This window comes from Kribbella aluminosa, assembly GCF_017876295.1.
Classification (GTDB): domain Bacteria; phylum Actinomycetota; class Actinomycetes; order Propionibacteriales; family Kribbellaceae; genus Kribbella; species Kribbella aluminosa.
Window position 1 is genome coordinate 790,722 of the sequence record NZ_JAGINT010000002.1, and the last position, 13,746, is coordinate 804,467.

The window sequence follows — 13,746 nt, forward strand, 5'->3', positions numbered from 1 at the left end:
CCACATACCTGCGCGCTGGAACATGTCCCTGACTCTACCCTGGCTGTCACATCGTCGTGGGCTGGTCCGTCAGGGCTCTGAGGAGGGCAGTTAGTGGACGAGCACGAGCAGTTGGCGCTGCGGTTCGAGGAGAACCGCGGGCACCTGCGGGCAGTTGCTTACCGGATGCTCGGGTCGCTGGCGGAAGCAGAGGACGCCGTACAGGAGGCCTGGCTGCGGCTGAGCCGGACCGACGTGAGTGATGTCGGCAACCTGGGCGGCTGGCTGACCACGGTGGTGTCGCGGGTGTGCCTGGACATGTTGCGCAGCCGCAAGTCGCGGCGAGAGGACGCGCTGGAGACGTACGTCGCGGACCCGGTACTGAGTGAGCTGGGGCCGGAGGACGAGGCGGTTCAGGCGGACGCGATCGGGCTGGCGTTGCTCGTCGTACTGGAGACGCTGTCGCCGGCCGAGCGGCTGGCGTTCGTGCTGCACGACATGTTCGGGGTCGGGTTCGACGACATCGCGACGATTGTGGACAAGTCGCCGGCCGCGACCCGTCAGCTGGCCAGCCGCGCGCGGCGGCGGGTCCAGGGTGCACCGGCGAGCGACGGTGACCTGAACCGGCAGCGGGCGATCGTCGAGGCGTTCATGGCCGCGTCGCGGGGCGGGGACTTCGAGGCGCTGCTGCAGCTGCTCGACCCGGAGGTGCTGCTGCGTGCGGACGCGGGTGCGGCGAGTGCGCAGTACGCCGGACCGGCCGTGTCGAAGCTGGTGCGTGGGGCGAAGGCGGTTGTCGAGCAGGCGCTCATGTTCAGCCGGATGGGACCGTATCTGCAGGTGGCGCTGGTCAACGGGACGCCTGGGCTGCTCACTGTGGTCAACGGGCGGCTGATGGGTGTCATGGCGGTGACCGTCACGGACGGGTTGATCACCGAGCTGGACATCCTGGCGGATGTGGAGCGGCTGGAGGCTATTCCGCTGCCAGCCTGAGTACGCGGCGGGCCTGGGCTTCTGCGGTGCCACGTGGGTTCCGGTCGGCGCTGGGGCCTCCTGGGGCGATCAGCATCAGCCAGAAGCCGGACCAGAGCAGACGTGCTGCGTTGAAGCGGCGCAGGTCCGGTGCGAAGCGTCGTACCAGTGGGGTGGGGTCCGTAGTTCGCCAGGAAAGGTGCTCGACGAGGTTGGCGAGCTCCACCGTGCGGTCTCCGCGACCGGAGTCCTCGAAGTCGATGATGCGGATCCGGCTGCCGTCCCAGAGGTAGTTGGTGAGGTTGGGGTCGCCATGGGCCACCACGGGGTCCGGTAGGTCTGTCAGGTCTGGTGGTTGGTTGTCGAGCCAGGCGGTGGCGGCTTGTGCGATAACACCTTCGCTGGCGGTGAGGGTGGTCAGGCCGGTACGGGTGCGCTCGACCAGGGCTGTTAGGCCGATTGGGTCGAGGAGGTCGGCCGGGGCTGACCAGAGGGCCTCGAGGGCGTTGCCCAGCGCTGTGAGTTGGGTGGGAGTCAGCGGGGCGCTGAGGGGGTGGCCTGAGGTTCGGGTCATCTGTAACCACGGGGTGTGGTCGTGGGAGGACGCGAGCGGGGTGGGGGTCAGGTCGGGGGTTGCTTGGGAGAGGAGGGTGAGGGCTGTCCACTCGCGGGTGGGTTCGCCGCGGGACCAGGACGTGTAGTGCTTGGTGGCGGTGGTGTCGGTGAGTTCGATGGTGTGGGTCATCGAGAAAGAAGTTTGCCGGGTGTGTCGATACCGGGCGATCCCCTTCGACGTATGGGCAGTAGCGGATACGGCGCGAGGGAGTGGACCGGATGTCTACGCAGGCAGTGGTGGCGGGTACGCGGGATGTGGTGGCGGGGCTGTTGGGGGCGGGGTTCAACGGTGCCGTCCGGCTGCCGGGTGAGGCGGAGTACGACGAGCAACGGCGGTCGGTGATTCCGTCGGTGGATTCGCGTCCGCTCCTGATCGCCGAGGCGTACGGGCGGACCGACGTCCAGGCGGCGGTGCGGACCGCTCGGGAGTACGGCGTACCGATCGCGGTGCAGGCGACCGGGCACGGGACGCGGGTGCCGGCGGACGGCGGGATCCTGCTGAAGACGACGCCGATGACGACGGTGCTGATCGACCCGGAGCGGCGGATCGCCAAGGTCGCGCCGGGTGCGCGGTGGGGCGCGGTGCTCGACGCCGCCCGGCAGTTCGGGCTCGCGCCGTTGTCCGGCTCGCACCGGGACGTCGGTGTCACCGGGTACACGCTCGGCGGCGGCGTCGGGTGGCTGGCCCGCAAGTACGGGTTCGCGGCCGACAGCGTCATCCGCGCCGAACTCGTGACCGCCGACGGCCGCCTGGTCACCGCGAGCGCCGAGCACCACCCGGACCTGTTCTGGGCGATCCGCGGCGGCACCGGCAACTTCGGCGTGGTCACCTCGCTGGAGTTCCGCCTGTACCCGGTCCGCGAGGTGCACGCCGGCATCGTGTATTACGGCATCGACCGCGCCGCCGCGATCCTCCGCCGGTACCGCGACTGGACCGCGACGATCCCCAACGACCTGAGCACCGCGGTCGTCCTCACCCGCGTCCCCGGCACCGAGCAGCGGGCCGTCGCGATCAAGGTCCTGTACGCCGGACCCGCCGAGCTCGCCGAACACCTGCTGAAGCCGCTCTTCGCAACCGCCGGGCCGCGTCTGGCGGGAGAGCTCGGAACCATCGAGTACGCCGACGCCGCGATGGGCGGCACACCCGCGCGGCACCTGGACTTCCTGGACACGCTGACCGACGAGGTGATCGACATCGTCGCCGAACTCGAGGACGCGACGGTCGAGGTACGGCACTGGGGCGGCGCGATGGCGCATCCCGGGCCGGGCGCCGGACCTGTCGGGCACCGCGCGGCGGCGTACTCGCTGATCATCGACCGCGAGGTCGCCGACCTATCGTGCTCGGGCCGTACGTTCGTGAACTTCCTCGGAGACCCGAGCCGCGCGGACACGGCGTACGACCCGAAGGACCTGCGGCGGCTGCGTGAGGTGAAACGGGCCTACGACCCGTCGAACCTGTTCCACCTCAACGCGAACATCCGCCCCTGAGGGATCAGACCGTACCGGTGTTGCCGTAGACGGAGACGTGGACGTGGTCCATGTGGTTCGCGGTCGGGCTGCCGCGGTCCGGCATCGCGCGCCAGCCCTCGCTGCTGCGCTGCACGGTCCAGATGTGCTGCTCCCAGATGAGCTGGCTGACGCCGAGCTTCTGGTAGTTCGCCTTCAGCCAGTCGGCGATCTGCTGGCCCTCCGACGCGCTGTTGATCATGATGTCCACCGCGTGGCCGGTCGCGTGCTCGGAGCCGGTGTCTCCGGCCCGCAGACCGCCGTACGTGCTGATGTCGGGATACATCGCGCAGATCGCCCGGTGCACCCGGATCGCGTCCGGGGTCAGCCCCTGCTCCATGGCGGAGCCGGACTTGCAGGCGGCCTGGGAGATCGCACCGACGACCTGCGCGACCGGCTTCGTGGCGGACAGGTACTGCGACTTCACCCAGCTGGACTTGCCGCCGCTGACGACCTCGGAGTACAGCCCGTCGACCTTGCCGGTGACCGAGACCTTGGTGCCCTTCGGCAGCACGTCCAGCAGGAGGCCGGTGAGCGGCAGCGACCAGAGGTTCACGTCGGTGGTGGTGTACTTCGTGCCGGAGATCGTCGGCGGCGCCGTCACGTCTTGGCTGGCGCGGGTCTTCGCGGCGGTCGGCTTCGGGATCGGCGCCTGCTTCTTCAGGTGCTTGGCCGTCGGGCTCGACGTCGGCTTCGGCGTACTCGGTGTCGCCGTGGTGGTCGGGTTGATCGGCGGGCGCAGGGCGTCCCGGCTGACCTTGGCGTCGCGCGACAGCTGCAGGGACGAGCTGGCGATCGACGGGTCGAGCTGGACGTGCTGGCTGGGGAACGCCACCGCCGAACCGGTGGCCACCATCGCCACCGCCGCGCCGGGGATCGCAACCTTCACAATGCCGGGCTGGAGCACCTTCGGACGCGATTGACGGTGCCGCGCCTGACTATGTCGACCTGCCACTGGAGACCCAATCTGCCGAGACCAAAACGTTATCGACCGGAGGAGTCAAGCACACATCGCCACGCGGGTTCGAATCGACCCGGAGTCTTAACGCATTGCGAACATCCACAGGCTGACCCCCGCCGTGACCTGACCGCTATCCGGAAGTAACCCGTTCGAGATCAAACGCTTGGTGGTCAGAACCGGGTTGGGGTTGACTGCGCTGGTGGGATTTCGGGTCGAGAGTTTCGCGGCGACGTTGGTGTCGCGGTCGCAGCTGACGATCCGCTCGGCCAAGGAGTCGGTCAACGCGCTGCTCGCCGGCCAGGACGCCGATCAGGCAGCGGTACGGCGGTATCGCGAGACGATCGCGTCCGGTGAGCTCGCGGAAGGCATCGACGCCTTCACGCAGAAGCGTTCACCGGAGTGCGTCTGGCATTCCCGTTGAGATCAGCGTGCCGCGGAGCTCGACCCGGTCACCGACCGCTGCCGAGACCTGCGACGCGATCGACTGCGCGCGAGCGTCGTCGGCGTCGATCAGGAAGAACCCGGCCAGCTGCTCCTTCGCCTCGCCGAACGGCCCGTCGGTGACCACCTGCCGGCCGTCCCGGAGCTGGACGATCCGCCCCTGCTCCGGCGGCACCAGCCCTTCCGAACTGATCAGCTCACCGGAGCTCGCCAGCTCCTGCTCGAGCGCGATCAGCCGCTTGAGTGCCGCCTCGTCCTCGGCGGTCCACTCCCGGTCGACGCTCCGGAAGATCATCACGACGTACTTCATGAGATCACCGTAACCACCCGCACCGACAGAACCCCGCGGACGGTCCGCGGGGTCCTGTGCTCGTTCCGATCAGTACCAGTGGCGCCTGCCGCCGATCAGGCGGCCGGTAGAACCGACGACCCAGAGCGCGGCTCCGATCACGAGCAGGATGATGCCGACGGTCCACAGGATCGAGATGTGCAGCAGGAACCCTAGGAGCAACAGAATCAGTCCGAGGACGAGCATGATGCCTCCTTTCTCGGGGGCCGCCGCGCGGACGTGGCGGCCACGGACCTCCGGTGCCCACTCCCCGGGCCGTGAACCTCCAACAGTTGTTTGACCAGCAGGCATCCGGTGATCCCGATCGCGATGAACACCCACACGGTCGCGAACGCGATCCGGTAGCCGTGGGTGAGCGCGACCGGCGTGGATCCCGACGTACCGGTGGTGGCGACGGCGGACACCACGGCGATGCCGACCGCACCGCCGATCTGGAAGCTTGCGTTCTGCAACCCGGACGCGATGCCGGCGTCCTCGCCCGCCACGTCGCTGAGGGACGCGATCGAGCCGGCGACCGAGCCGGCACCCAGCCCGGCGCCGAAGATCGTGAGACCCCAGAACGCCAACTCGAAGTACCCGGACGTCACGGTGAGCCTGGTCATCAGCGTCGTACCGACTCCTGCGGCCAGGAGCGACACGAACGCGACCCTGCGTGGGCCGACGCGTGTGACGAGGTGCTGGCCGACCATGGACCCGCCTACCGCGGTAGCTGCGAGTACTGCGGACATGAGGCCGTAGCGAACCGCTGACACACCAAGAGCGAGCTGGGCGTACTGCGTGTAGACGAAGTTCAGGCCGAACGCCGCCAGGCCCCAGCTGATCGTGATGAGGTTCCCACCAACCAGTGCGCGCGAGTGGAAGATCCTTAGCGGTACGAGCGGTGCAGCCGACCGCTTCTCGACGAAAACGAACAGCACGAACAGGAGGCCGGACACCAGCACCAAGAGCACCGTCCGGAGCACAGACGACGCAGGGGCCTGGATGACGGCGTACACGAGCACAATGAGCCCAGCCGTGACCGTTGCTGCACCAGCTACGTCAAACCCGCGGCGGCCCGATCCACGGCTGTCCTGCAGCAGTAGCGGCGCCAGTAGGACGACCATTACGCACACGGGCACGTTGATGAAGAAGATCCACTGCCAGCCGAGCCCGTCCGTCACAGGGCCTCCGATGAGCGAGCCCGCCGTACCTCCCACGCCACTGGTCGCGCCCCAGATCCCCAGCGCCTTGTTGCGATCCGGACCCGACGGGAAGGTGGTCATCACGATCGACAACGCACTAGGAGCCAGTACGGCGGCCGCAGCACCCTGTAGCCCGCGGGCGAGCACCAGTGCGTCACCGCTCCACGCGAACCCGCACAGCAGAGAGGACCCGGCGAACAGCAGCAGCCCGGTCATGAACACGCGCCGCCGCCCGAGCAGGTCGGAGATCCGCCCGCCGAGCAGCAGGAGTCCGCCGAACATCAGCGCGTACCCGCTCGGCACCCACTGCACGCCTCCGATCGAGAACGCCAGTTCCCGCTCGATCGACGGGATCGCGACCAGCACGATCGACGCGTCCAGGATGATCATGAACCCGGTCAGACACAGCAACGCGAGCGCGAGCCAGCGCTTCGATTCCGGCACCATCAGTCATCTCCAGTACGGCGGGACACCCCGGCTGAGCGTCACTCGCCAGGGACGTCGGCGCCGACCTGCTGTACTTCGACATATCGCAACTGTCGAAGTACGGCCTCCCTGCTTCGACGTACCTGGTGACTGGAGGTCACAGCGGCCTCCGCTGGGGACAGGATGGTGTCTGTGAAGTACATGCTGCTGATCTACAGCAACGCCGAGAGCTGGGAAGGCCTGTCCGCCGAGCAGCGCGAGGGCTTGGTGCAGGCGCACGAGTCGTTGGCGCAGGAGCTGACCGAGCAGGGCCTGCTGGTCAGTGCGGCCGGTCTGGCGGACCCGATCACGACACGGACTGTACGGGTGGTCGACGAGACCGCGACCACCACGGACGGGCCGTACGCGGAGGCCAAGGAGCACCTGGCCGGGTTCTACCTGGTGGAGTGCGACGACATAGACCAGGCGATCGGGTACGCCGCCCGGCTACCTGACGCGGAGTACATGGCCGTGGAGGTGCGGCCGGTGATGGACATGTCCGGGCTGGAGATGTGACGAACTTCGAGCTGCTGCTGCGGGAACAGGCGCCGCAGGTGCTGAGTGCGCTCGTCCGGCACTACGGCCACTTCGACCTCGCTGAGGAGGCCGTACAGGAGGCCTTGCTCGCGGCTGCTCAGCAGTGGCCGGAGGAGGGCGTACCGGACAACCCGCGCGGCTGGTTGATCCGGGTCGGGTCGCGGCGGCTCACCGACCTGCTCCGCAGCGAGTCGGCGCGCCGGCGGCGGGAGGAGAACGCGGCGCAGCTCGCCGCGCCGGAGGAGTTCGTTGCCTCGGGCCCCGAGATCGACGACCCGGGCGGGCGGGACGACACGCTGACGCTGCTGTTCCTCTGCTGCCATCCGGCGTTGTCGGCCGCATCGCAGATCGCGCTGACGCTGCGGGCCGTCGGCGGTCTCAGCACGGCGCAGATCGCGGCGGCGTTCCTGGTGCCGGAGTCGACCATGGCGCAGCGGATCAGCCGGGCGAAGCGGAGCATCAAGCAGGCCGGCAGTACGTTCGAGATGCCCCCGGAGGCGGAGCGCGACGAGCGGATGGGCGCCGTACTGCACGTCCTCTACCTGATCTTCAACGAGGGCTACACGGCGTCGTCCGGTACGTCGCTGCACAGTGCGGAGCTCACGGCGGAGGCGATCCGGCTGGTGCGCGGCGTACGGAAGCTGCGGCCGGACGACGGTGAGGTGGCAGGGCTGCTGGCGTTGATGCTGCTCACCGACGCGCGGCGGGCAGCCCGTACCGGTACCGACGGAGCCCTGATCCCGCTTGCCGAGCAGGACCGGTCGAAGTGGGACCGTGCCGCCGTCGTCGAGGGTGAGGCTCTGGTGAGTGATGCGTTGTCCCGGACGCAGCTGGGGCCGTACCAGGTACAAGCGGCGATTGCTGCGGTACATGACACCGCAGAGCGCGCGGACGCGACGGACTGGCGCCAGATCGTCGCGCTGTACGACGTACTCGAGCAGTTGGTCGACAACCCGATGGTGAAGCTCAACCACGCGGTAGCGGTCGGTATGGCGGTCGGCCCGCAGGAGGGGCTCGCCGTACTCGAGCCTCTTGCCTCGGACGACCGCATGAACCACCGGCTGGAAGCAGTACGCGCACACCTGCTGGAGATGTCCGGTGACCTGGCTGCTGCGCGGGAGAGCTACCTGTTGGCGGCACGGCGCACGACGAGTGTGCCGGAGCGGCACTACTTGCAGTCGAAAGCGGACCGCCTGGCGTGAGATGTTGGACCGGTGGATCTCACCAGGGCCTCACTCCTCCGGGAGATGTTGAGTGGCACCGAGTTGGGTAACCGGACCACGGAGTTCGGCTACGCGCTCCGGCGGTTCACCACGAGACGTAGCGGGCTGATGCTGTTCGGGCCGGTCGACGAGGAGCCGTGGCACCTCACCGCCCACTTGGACGACGAGCTGCGCATGGCCGGTGTTGAGGACATGCGGCCGTCATTGGTTCGCTGGGCGCCGCCGTCGGATGCTCCACCGCACCTGGCGATCGGGCTGGACCGGCTGCGCGACGCCGGTCGTGGCGAGTCGTTGCTGGTGGTTGCCGAGGACGCTCCCGCCGACACGTTGCTGGAGCGCATCAGCGACGTCCGGAAACGCGGTACGACGATCTTCAGCATCGGCAACGGTGACGAGGAGTTGACGTCGCTCAGCCACGAGGTGCTCGTACCTGAGCTGCTGGTGCCGGACGGGTTCGGGTGGTCCACTCGTGAGATCGAGCCGGAGAACCCCATGATCGACGAGGGCTTCGAGACCGCCCAGCACCTGGTCAGCCTCGCGGCTGCCGACGACGAGGCCGGCCAGTCCGGTTGGCGCCGCCGCCTACGCAACGCCATCGAGCGCCTCAGCGGCGAGCCGGCGTAGCTCGACGTTCGAAGATGAGCTCCAGGCCGTCTTCCTCATCCCACTGTTCACCGTTCTGGACGAATCCGAAGCCGGCAATGGTGGCGAGCGATGCCTGGTTGGTGGGGCTGATCGTGGCCCGCACGGTCTGGACCAGGGGTTCGGCGGCGGCGCGTTCCAGGAGCGCGGTCACGATCGACCTGGCGTGACCCTGCCGCCGGTACGGCGGGTCGACCGTGTAGCCGATCTCCACCATGCCGGCCTCGTCCGGTGGACCGTGGAAACCGGCATACCCGACGACGACCCCGTCGACCACGGCGAGCTTGACGAGCCACCCGAAGGTGCTGGGATCCCGGGTCAACTGGTCGAGGCGGTACTGCCAGAGCCACTTCGCCCGGTCAGTGAGGAACTCCTCGCCGAGTGGGAATCCGAGCTCGGCCTCTGCCGCTGGGCGGTCGTCGCCCAGCAACGCGCTCAGTGCGGTACCGGTCATCTCGACGAAGCGGACCGCTGGAGAGGAGACAATTGCCATAGCCCCATCTTCACCTCCAGCCCCTCCGCGGACGACCCATTAACTGCCGGGGGGCCGGCGGTCATCGCGTCGTCCGCTCCAACGAACTTGGCCACGGTGCGCACCAAATCGGGCCCCAGCCAGGTCAGAAGGGTGGCGGTTCGGCTCTGGCCGGGGGCTCGCCTGTGGGTGGTGCGGCGGTGGGTGGTGGTGCGGCGGTGGGTGGTGCGGCGGGGGGCGCGATGGGTCCGCGCGCGGGTGGGACCGTGGTGTAGCGGTGGCCGGTCGGCGCAGTGAGGGTCACGGAGCCATCGGGGTGGGCGATGGTCTTCCAGCCCCAGGCTTTCGTGTCCTTGATGACGTGGTGATATTCGCAGTACGGGACCAGGCCGGTCAGATGGGTCTGCCTGGTTTGGGCGAAGGGCGTCGTGTGGTCGCGGTCGCATTCGCGGGAGGCGCGGTTGCAGCCGGGCCAGGCGCAGACGGGGTGCCGAGCGAGGAGGGTTTCGGTGACGGCGGCGCCGGGGTCGTGGCGTGTAGTGGAGGCGTCGAGGACGGTGCCGTTGGTGGGGTCGGTGAGCAGGCGTCGCCAGGTGCCGGCGGTGGCGACGCGGCGGGCCATGGCGGACGGGATCGGGCCGTAGCCGGTGAGCTCGCAGGGGTCGTCGTCCATGCCGAGCAGGGTGGTGATCGGGATCATGACTTCGATGTGTGGGCGTCGCCGGTGCCGGTCGGGTAGGCGCCGCCCGAGCCAGTCCAGGCCGTTGTACAGCATGTGCTCGAACAGGTCGGCCATGACGTCGGCGCGCCGCTGAGGCGCGAGCCGCTCATCCTGCACAGACCCAGCTCTACCCGGTCCAGCAGACTTACTCGGCCCGGTCGTCTCAGCCGATCCAGCAGACTTTCCAGGCCCGGCTGGCTCCGCCGGGTGAGCGGTGTCGGCAGTGTTGCGGCTGGTGGGCATCGCGGTGGCAGGTTGATCGGCGCTGGGTGCGTCTGAGTGAGCCTCGGCGGCGGACGTGCCGGTGCTGGTGGCTTGGATGGGTGTGCTGGACCTGGCGACGGTAGGCCCCGGACGGTCAGCGCGCATGCCACGTTCACCACCCAGGCCAAAGCTCGGGGTGGTGCCCGGGGTGCTCGGGGCGCCGGGGATCGGTACGGGGGTGCTGCGTTTGGCGAGGTCGGCCATGGCTTGGATGACGATCCACATTTGCTGGATTTTGTCGGCGGTGTGCACGATCCACAGCCCGGCCATGCCGTCGGCGAGGGGGATGATCTTGCAGGTGCGGTCGGTGGTGGCGGCGTGGTGGCGGTCGGTGTGTTCGTGGGTGGTGTGTTTGGCGACCTGGCGGCGCAGGGAGGCGTTCAGGTTCTGGTGGGTTTGGCCGGGGGCGCGTTTTAGGACGTGGGTTTCGACGGCTTGGGCTGCGGTGGGTGGCAGGGTGCGGGTGGCTTCGGAGATGGCGAGGGCTTTGGAGAACGTGAGTGCTCCGCAGCGCAGGGCGGTGTGGGTGGCGGTGAGGGTGCTGGTGAGGTGCAGGGCGGTGTCGATGTGTCTGGCGGCGGTGGTGGTGGACAGGTGCAGGGCGGCGGCGATCTCGGCGGCCCAGGAGCGTTCGGGGTCGATGGGGCGGCCGGCGGGGTCGAGCTGGGTTGGGCGGGGGATCTCGGTGGCCTGGGTTTTGCGTTGCCGGACGAAGCAGGCCTGCGCGCCGGTCCTGATCGAGGCGGCCCAGGCTTCCATCCGGGCTGCGGCTTTCATTGCCTCGATCAGCGCGATCGGGGACTCGCATTGCGGGCGTAGCTGTTCCAGGGCGGCGGCCAGTTCGGCGCCGGGTGGCAGGAACACCCAGGCCGGTGCCTTCAACCGCAGCATCGCGCGTTCGGCCTCGTCCTGGTCGACTCCGGCCCACTCCTCCCAGTCCAGCCGGTCGACCCGCGACATCGGCGGCAGGTCGTCGTACAGGTCCTCCTCGGACAGGTACCGCGGCACACACGAACCATCAACGTCATACAGATCGTCGAGATCGTACGAATCATCCGGCGGAACCAGCTCATCGGGAGGAACTGGCAGTACGACGTATCCAGCGGACGGCGCGCAGGGATCGCCTGGCGTGGGAACGCCGAGGTCCGGGTGGTCCGCCGTCGAGATCATGCGCCTATATTAGAACAAATGTTCGACCATGCCAAACTTGAAATGGAGTCCTGGTGGAGGCTTTGGCGTTGCGGGGCGGGGTTTTCCGCCTCTCCGGTTGCCGTAGGCAACAGTGCGGCGGCGGGTCCGGCCGAGGTCAGGCGTTGAGGTACAGGGCCGCGAGGCGCGGGAGGCGGGTCTCGAGCTCGTCCCCGTCGTCGAAGTCGATCTCTTCGCCCGCCGGAACATCCGGCGTGTCCGGTGCCTCGGCGTCGACGGCCTTCCAGTACGCCGCCTCGTCGCCGGTCAGGTTCTTGTACGCGTGACTTCCGACGTGCAGCATCCCTTCGCCGTCGAAGCCCTCGAACCCTTCCGGCCGGTCCTCGTCGACCACGTCGGCGAGCGAGTCCGGCTCCGCGAGCGCGGCGTCCCACACCTCTCGCCCCTGCGCGATCAACCAGCCCCGGAACGAGTCGAACCCGTCCTCCGAAGCACCCGCGTTGATCAGGTGCGCCGCCGCCCACAGGTCCCACCGGAACGACTCGACCTGCAACCGCGCAAGCTCGGTCCCGAACCCGACGATCACCTCGCCGCGCGCTGCACCCAGCACCTTGGTCAACGCATCCGCAACGCCGTCCGGATCAGCCACCGTGTCATCCACCGAGGCACGCGCATCCTCGACCAGACCCCAGAACCTGTCCTTGTCCACCCCCAAACCATCTCACCGACCCCGGGTCCAACGGGAGGGTGAAAGCGATGATCTTCAGCTGGAAGTCTCGGGTTCAACTGGCCGGTGCGCGATGACCGCCGGTGCCGGCTGACCAAGGATCGCGGAGTCCGCCGGCCCGTCGTGGTTGCTCTCCGCGACTGGCGCGGTCCAGTCGTCAGCTCCAGGCCTTGGCTGCTCGCCTTCGGCCCCGTCCTGCGACGACAGCGCAGTCGACGTCAGCGCCGAGCGTTCGTCCGGCTGCTCCGGGGTTTCACGCAGCCTCGGCGGTGCCGCCGTCCAAGCTCGCAGGTCCTGCACGATGTCGCCGTAGAAGGTGTCGATCGCGTTCTCCACCGAGTCGATGAACGATCCACGGCCACGCCCGCGCTTGCTCCCGAGGGGCGAACCGAGCGCGATCCGGAACGACCGCAGTTCCTTCTTCGGATCCTCGATCAGCAGGGCCGGCTGATCACGGACAGCGCGCAGAAGCTCCGCCGTACCTGGGCCACGGCCGTGCATCACGAACGCCTCGAGCCTGGTCGAGTCCGGCGCGTGCCGTAGCTGCCGGAGCAGCCAGTTGACGCGCGTCGTGGCGCGGCCGTCCCGTGGTGCTGCGATGTCGACGTGGCAGGTGACCATGCCCGCTCGGAGGTCAGCCGTGACCACCAGTTGCCCGACGGCGTTCGGGATGTTGATGGCTCCCTGCAAGATCCCTTGCGTGCTCATCGACTGGACGAGTGCCTGCGATCGCAGCGCGGGATCGGCAAGCTCCTTCCGGGCCAGCGCCGGCGTGACATCGTCACCAAGTTTCCGGCCGAGCTGCAGACTGACGTATCTCAGCAGCGCGTCGAACCGGCCGGCTACCTCGGGAGCACATTTGTCACCCGGACGGAGTGTGCCGGAGGCAACTGCTTCCCGGGTGGCCACCCACGACGGCCCCATGTCGTCGAATTGCAAGGCCCCGGAGCGCGGGTGCTCGAGGTAGCGAATCAGCTCGCCGAGGATCCACGCCTGGTCGGGGTCGGCGACGCCTCGGTGTTCCTTCTGCAGGACGGCTTCCGCCAGGATCATCGACCAGGACCAGTGGTACAGCGCGACCCGCTTCAGCTTGCGTTTGTCGACCTTGGTCGGGTGCATGCCGGCGATGGCTGGGATCTCGTTCGAGATCGTGACGACCGCGTCGAAGCCCTGTTCGCGAGCAATGTCGAGGTAGGCCTCGAGTTGCTCGGCGTCGAGCGCGTTGACCCCGGTCTTCACCTCGACGAGTGCCGTCCACTCCTTCTGCCCGCGGCGTGCCCTGAGCACGCCGTCCGGGTAGAGCCGTCGCTCTCCGAGCTGGAACGGCACCTCGATGTAGGTCTCCAGCTGACCGGCCGGCGCGCCCAACGGCTGGGTCAAGACCCGGCCGAACTCGCGCACCGATGACATCACCGCAAGGAGCGCCGAGGTCGCCCGACGCTCCTGCTCGTCGGCGCCGTTGATCCCGGATGTCGGTATCAGGCGTGCCTGATGCCAGCTTTCCTCTGCCATCTGCTGTCCCCCACGGGCTTCGTCCCGGCA

Annotated in this window: 15 protein-coding genes; 6 read left to right on the forward strand and 9 right to left on the reverse strand. The window is 68.5% G+C overall.

Going from position 1 to position 13,746, the window contains the following annotated elements; genetic code table 11:
• Nucleotides 1–93 precede the first annotated feature (93 nt).
• Complete coding sequence (locus JOF29_RS25205; RefSeq protein WP_209696928.1) at nt 94–972, forward strand: sigma-70 family RNA polymerase sigma factor; 879 nt, start codon at nt 94–96, stop codon at nt 970–972.
• Here JOF29_RS25205 and JOF29_RS25210 read toward each other — a convergent pair.
• The gene (locus tag JOF29_RS25210; RefSeq protein ID WP_209696929.1) at nt 953–1,696 is read right to left on the reverse strand and encodes a phosphotransferase family protein; all 744 of its coding nucleotides are present in this window, start codon (nt 1,694–1,696) and stop codon (nt 953–955) included. The two genes, JOF29_RS25205 and JOF29_RS25210, sit on opposite strands and share 20 nt — an antisense overlap.
• An 89-nt stretch (nt 1,697–1,785) precedes the next feature.
• Here JOF29_RS25210 and JOF29_RS25215 point away from each other — a divergent pair, with 89 nt between their 5' ends.
• Nucleotides 1,786–3,054: an FAD-binding oxidoreductase gene (locus JOF29_RS25215; protein ID WP_209696930.1), complete on the forward strand. Its 1,269-nt coding sequence runs from the start codon at nt 1,786–1,788 to the stop codon at nt 3,052–3,054.
• A gap of 4 nt (nt 3,055–3,058) precedes the next feature.
• Here the strand turns inward: JOF29_RS25215 and JOF29_RS25220 are convergent, their stop codons facing one another.
• Nucleotides 3,059–3,961 (reverse strand): VldE C-terminal domain-containing protein, encoded by a 903-nt coding sequence (locus JOF29_RS25220; RefSeq protein WP_307863674.1) that lies wholly within the window; start codon nt 3,959–3,961, stop codon nt 3,059–3,061.
• Nucleotides 3,962–4,232: 271 nt separating this feature from the next.
• Between JOF29_RS25220 and JOF29_RS25225 the strand changes: the two genes are divergently transcribed.
• Entirely contained in the window at nt 4,233–4,454 is a 222-nt protein-coding gene (locus JOF29_RS25225) for a Clp protease/crotonase-like domain-containing protein (protein WP_209696932.1), read from the forward strand.
• Here the strand turns inward: JOF29_RS25225 and JOF29_RS25230 are convergent.
• The 3 genes from JOF29_RS25230 to JOF29_RS25240 form a co-directional block, all read right to left on the reverse strand.
• Nucleotides 4,425–4,784 (reverse strand): YciI family protein, encoded by a 360-nt coding sequence (locus tag JOF29_RS25230; protein ID WP_209696933.1) that lies wholly within the window; start codon nt 4,782–4,784, stop codon nt 4,425–4,427. The two genes, JOF29_RS25225 and JOF29_RS25230, sit on opposite strands and share 30 nt — an antisense overlap.
• A gap of 69 nt (nt 4,785–4,853) precedes the next feature.
• The gene (locus JOF29_RS25235) at nt 4,854–5,009 is read right to left on the reverse strand and encodes a DUF6131 family protein (RefSeq protein WP_209696934.1); all 156 of its coding nucleotides are present in this window, start codon (nt 5,007–5,009) and stop codon (nt 4,854–4,856) included.
• Nucleotides 4,991–6,451 carry an MFS transporter gene (locus tag JOF29_RS25240; RefSeq protein ID WP_209696935.1) on the reverse strand — a complete coding sequence of 487 codons (1,461 nt, stop codon included), beginning with the start codon at nt 6,449–6,451 and terminating at the stop codon, nt 4,991–4,993. The genes JOF29_RS25235 and JOF29_RS25240 overlap by 19 nt, the downstream gene beginning before the upstream one ends.
• Before the next feature lie 180 nt (nt 6,452–6,631).
• Between JOF29_RS25240 and JOF29_RS25245 the strand changes: the two genes are divergently transcribed.
• The 3 genes from JOF29_RS25245 to JOF29_RS25255 are packed head-to-tail and all read left to right on the forward strand — an operon-like array spanning nt 6,632 to nt 8,853.
• The gene (locus JOF29_RS25245; RefSeq protein ID WP_245360319.1) at nt 6,632–6,985 is read left to right on the forward strand and encodes a YciI family protein; all 354 of its coding nucleotides are present in this window, start codon (nt 6,632–6,634) and stop codon (nt 6,983–6,985) included.
• Nucleotides 6,982–8,208: an RNA polymerase sigma factor gene (locus tag JOF29_RS25250; RefSeq protein WP_209696937.1), complete on the forward strand. Its 1,227-nt coding sequence runs from the start codon at nt 6,982–6,984 to the stop codon at nt 8,206–8,208. The genes JOF29_RS25245 and JOF29_RS25250 overlap by 4 nt, the downstream gene beginning before the upstream one ends.
• A 12-nt stretch (nt 8,209–8,220) precedes the next feature.
• Nucleotides 8,221–8,853, forward strand: a complete 633-nt coding sequence (locus JOF29_RS25255; RefSeq protein WP_209696938.1) for a hypothetical protein — start codon at nt 8,221–8,223, stop codon at nt 8,851–8,853.
• Here the strand turns inward: JOF29_RS25255 and JOF29_RS25260 are convergent.
• The 4 genes from JOF29_RS25260 to JOF29_RS25275 all read right to left on the reverse strand — a co-directional run bounded on the left by JOF29_RS25260 (nt 8,834) and on the right by JOF29_RS25275 (nt 13,716).
• The gene (locus tag JOF29_RS25260; RefSeq protein ID WP_209696939.1) at nt 8,834–9,364 is read right to left on the reverse strand and encodes a GNAT family N-acetyltransferase; all 531 of its coding nucleotides are present in this window, start codon (nt 9,362–9,364) and stop codon (nt 8,834–8,836) included. The two genes, JOF29_RS25255 and JOF29_RS25260, sit on opposite strands and share 20 nt — an antisense overlap.
• Before the next feature lie 124 nt (nt 9,365–9,488).
• Complete coding sequence (locus JOF29_RS25265) at nt 9,489–11,498, reverse strand: HNH endonuclease signature motif containing protein (protein ID WP_209696940.1); 2,010 nt, start codon at nt 11,496–11,498, stop codon at nt 9,489–9,491.
• A gap of 136 nt (nt 11,499–11,634) precedes the next feature.
• Nucleotides 11,635–12,186, reverse strand: coding sequence for a DUF4240 domain-containing protein (locus JOF29_RS25270; RefSeq protein ID WP_209696941.1), 552 nt, complete (start codon nt 12,184–12,186; stop codon nt 11,635–11,637).
• A 54-nt stretch (nt 12,187–12,240) separates the two neighbouring features.
• Nucleotides 12,241–13,716 (reverse strand): hypothetical protein, encoded by a 1,476-nt coding sequence (locus JOF29_RS25275; protein ID WP_209696942.1) that lies wholly within the window; start codon nt 13,714–13,716, stop codon nt 12,241–12,243.
• Between the last annotated feature and the right edge of the window lie 30 nt (nt 13,717–13,746).

Bases quoted from the DNA above. Each gene is read 5' to 3' on its own strand.
- JOF29_RS25275 (WP_209696942.1), bottom strand. From the start codon at position 13,716: ATGGCAGAGGAAAGCTGGCATCAGGCACGCCTGATACCGACATCCGGG.
- JOF29_RS25240 (WP_209696935.1), bottom strand. From the start codon at position 6,451: ATGGTGCCGGAATCGAAGCGCTGGCTCGCGCTCGCGTTGCTGTGTCTG.
- JOF29_RS25230 (WP_209696933.1), bottom strand. From the start codon at position 4,784: ATGAAGTACGTCGTGATGATCTTCCGGAGCGTCGACCGGGAGTGGACC.
- JOF29_RS25245 (WP_245360319.1), top strand. From the start codon at position 6,632: ATGCTGCTGATCTACAGCAACGCCGAGAGCTGGGAAGGCCTGTCCGCC.
- JOF29_RS25210 (WP_209696929.1), bottom strand. From the start codon at position 1,696: ATGACCCACACCATCGAACTCACCGACACCACCGCCACCAAGCACTAC.
- JOF29_RS25215 (WP_209696930.1), top strand. From the start codon at position 1,786: ATGTCTACGCAGGCAGTGGTGGCGGGTACGCGGGATGTGGTGGCGGGG.
- JOF29_RS25235 (WP_209696934.1), bottom strand. From the start codon at position 5,009: ATGCTCGTCCTCGGACTGATTCTGTTGCTCCTAGGGTTCCTGCTGCAC.
- JOF29_RS25265 (WP_209696940.1), bottom strand. From the start codon at position 11,498: ATGATCTCGACGGCGGACCACCCGGACCTCGGCGTTCCCACGCCAGGC.
- JOF29_RS25260 (WP_209696939.1), bottom strand. From the start codon at position 9,364: ATGGCAATTGTCTCCTCTCCAGCGGTCCGCTTCGTCGAGATGACCGGT.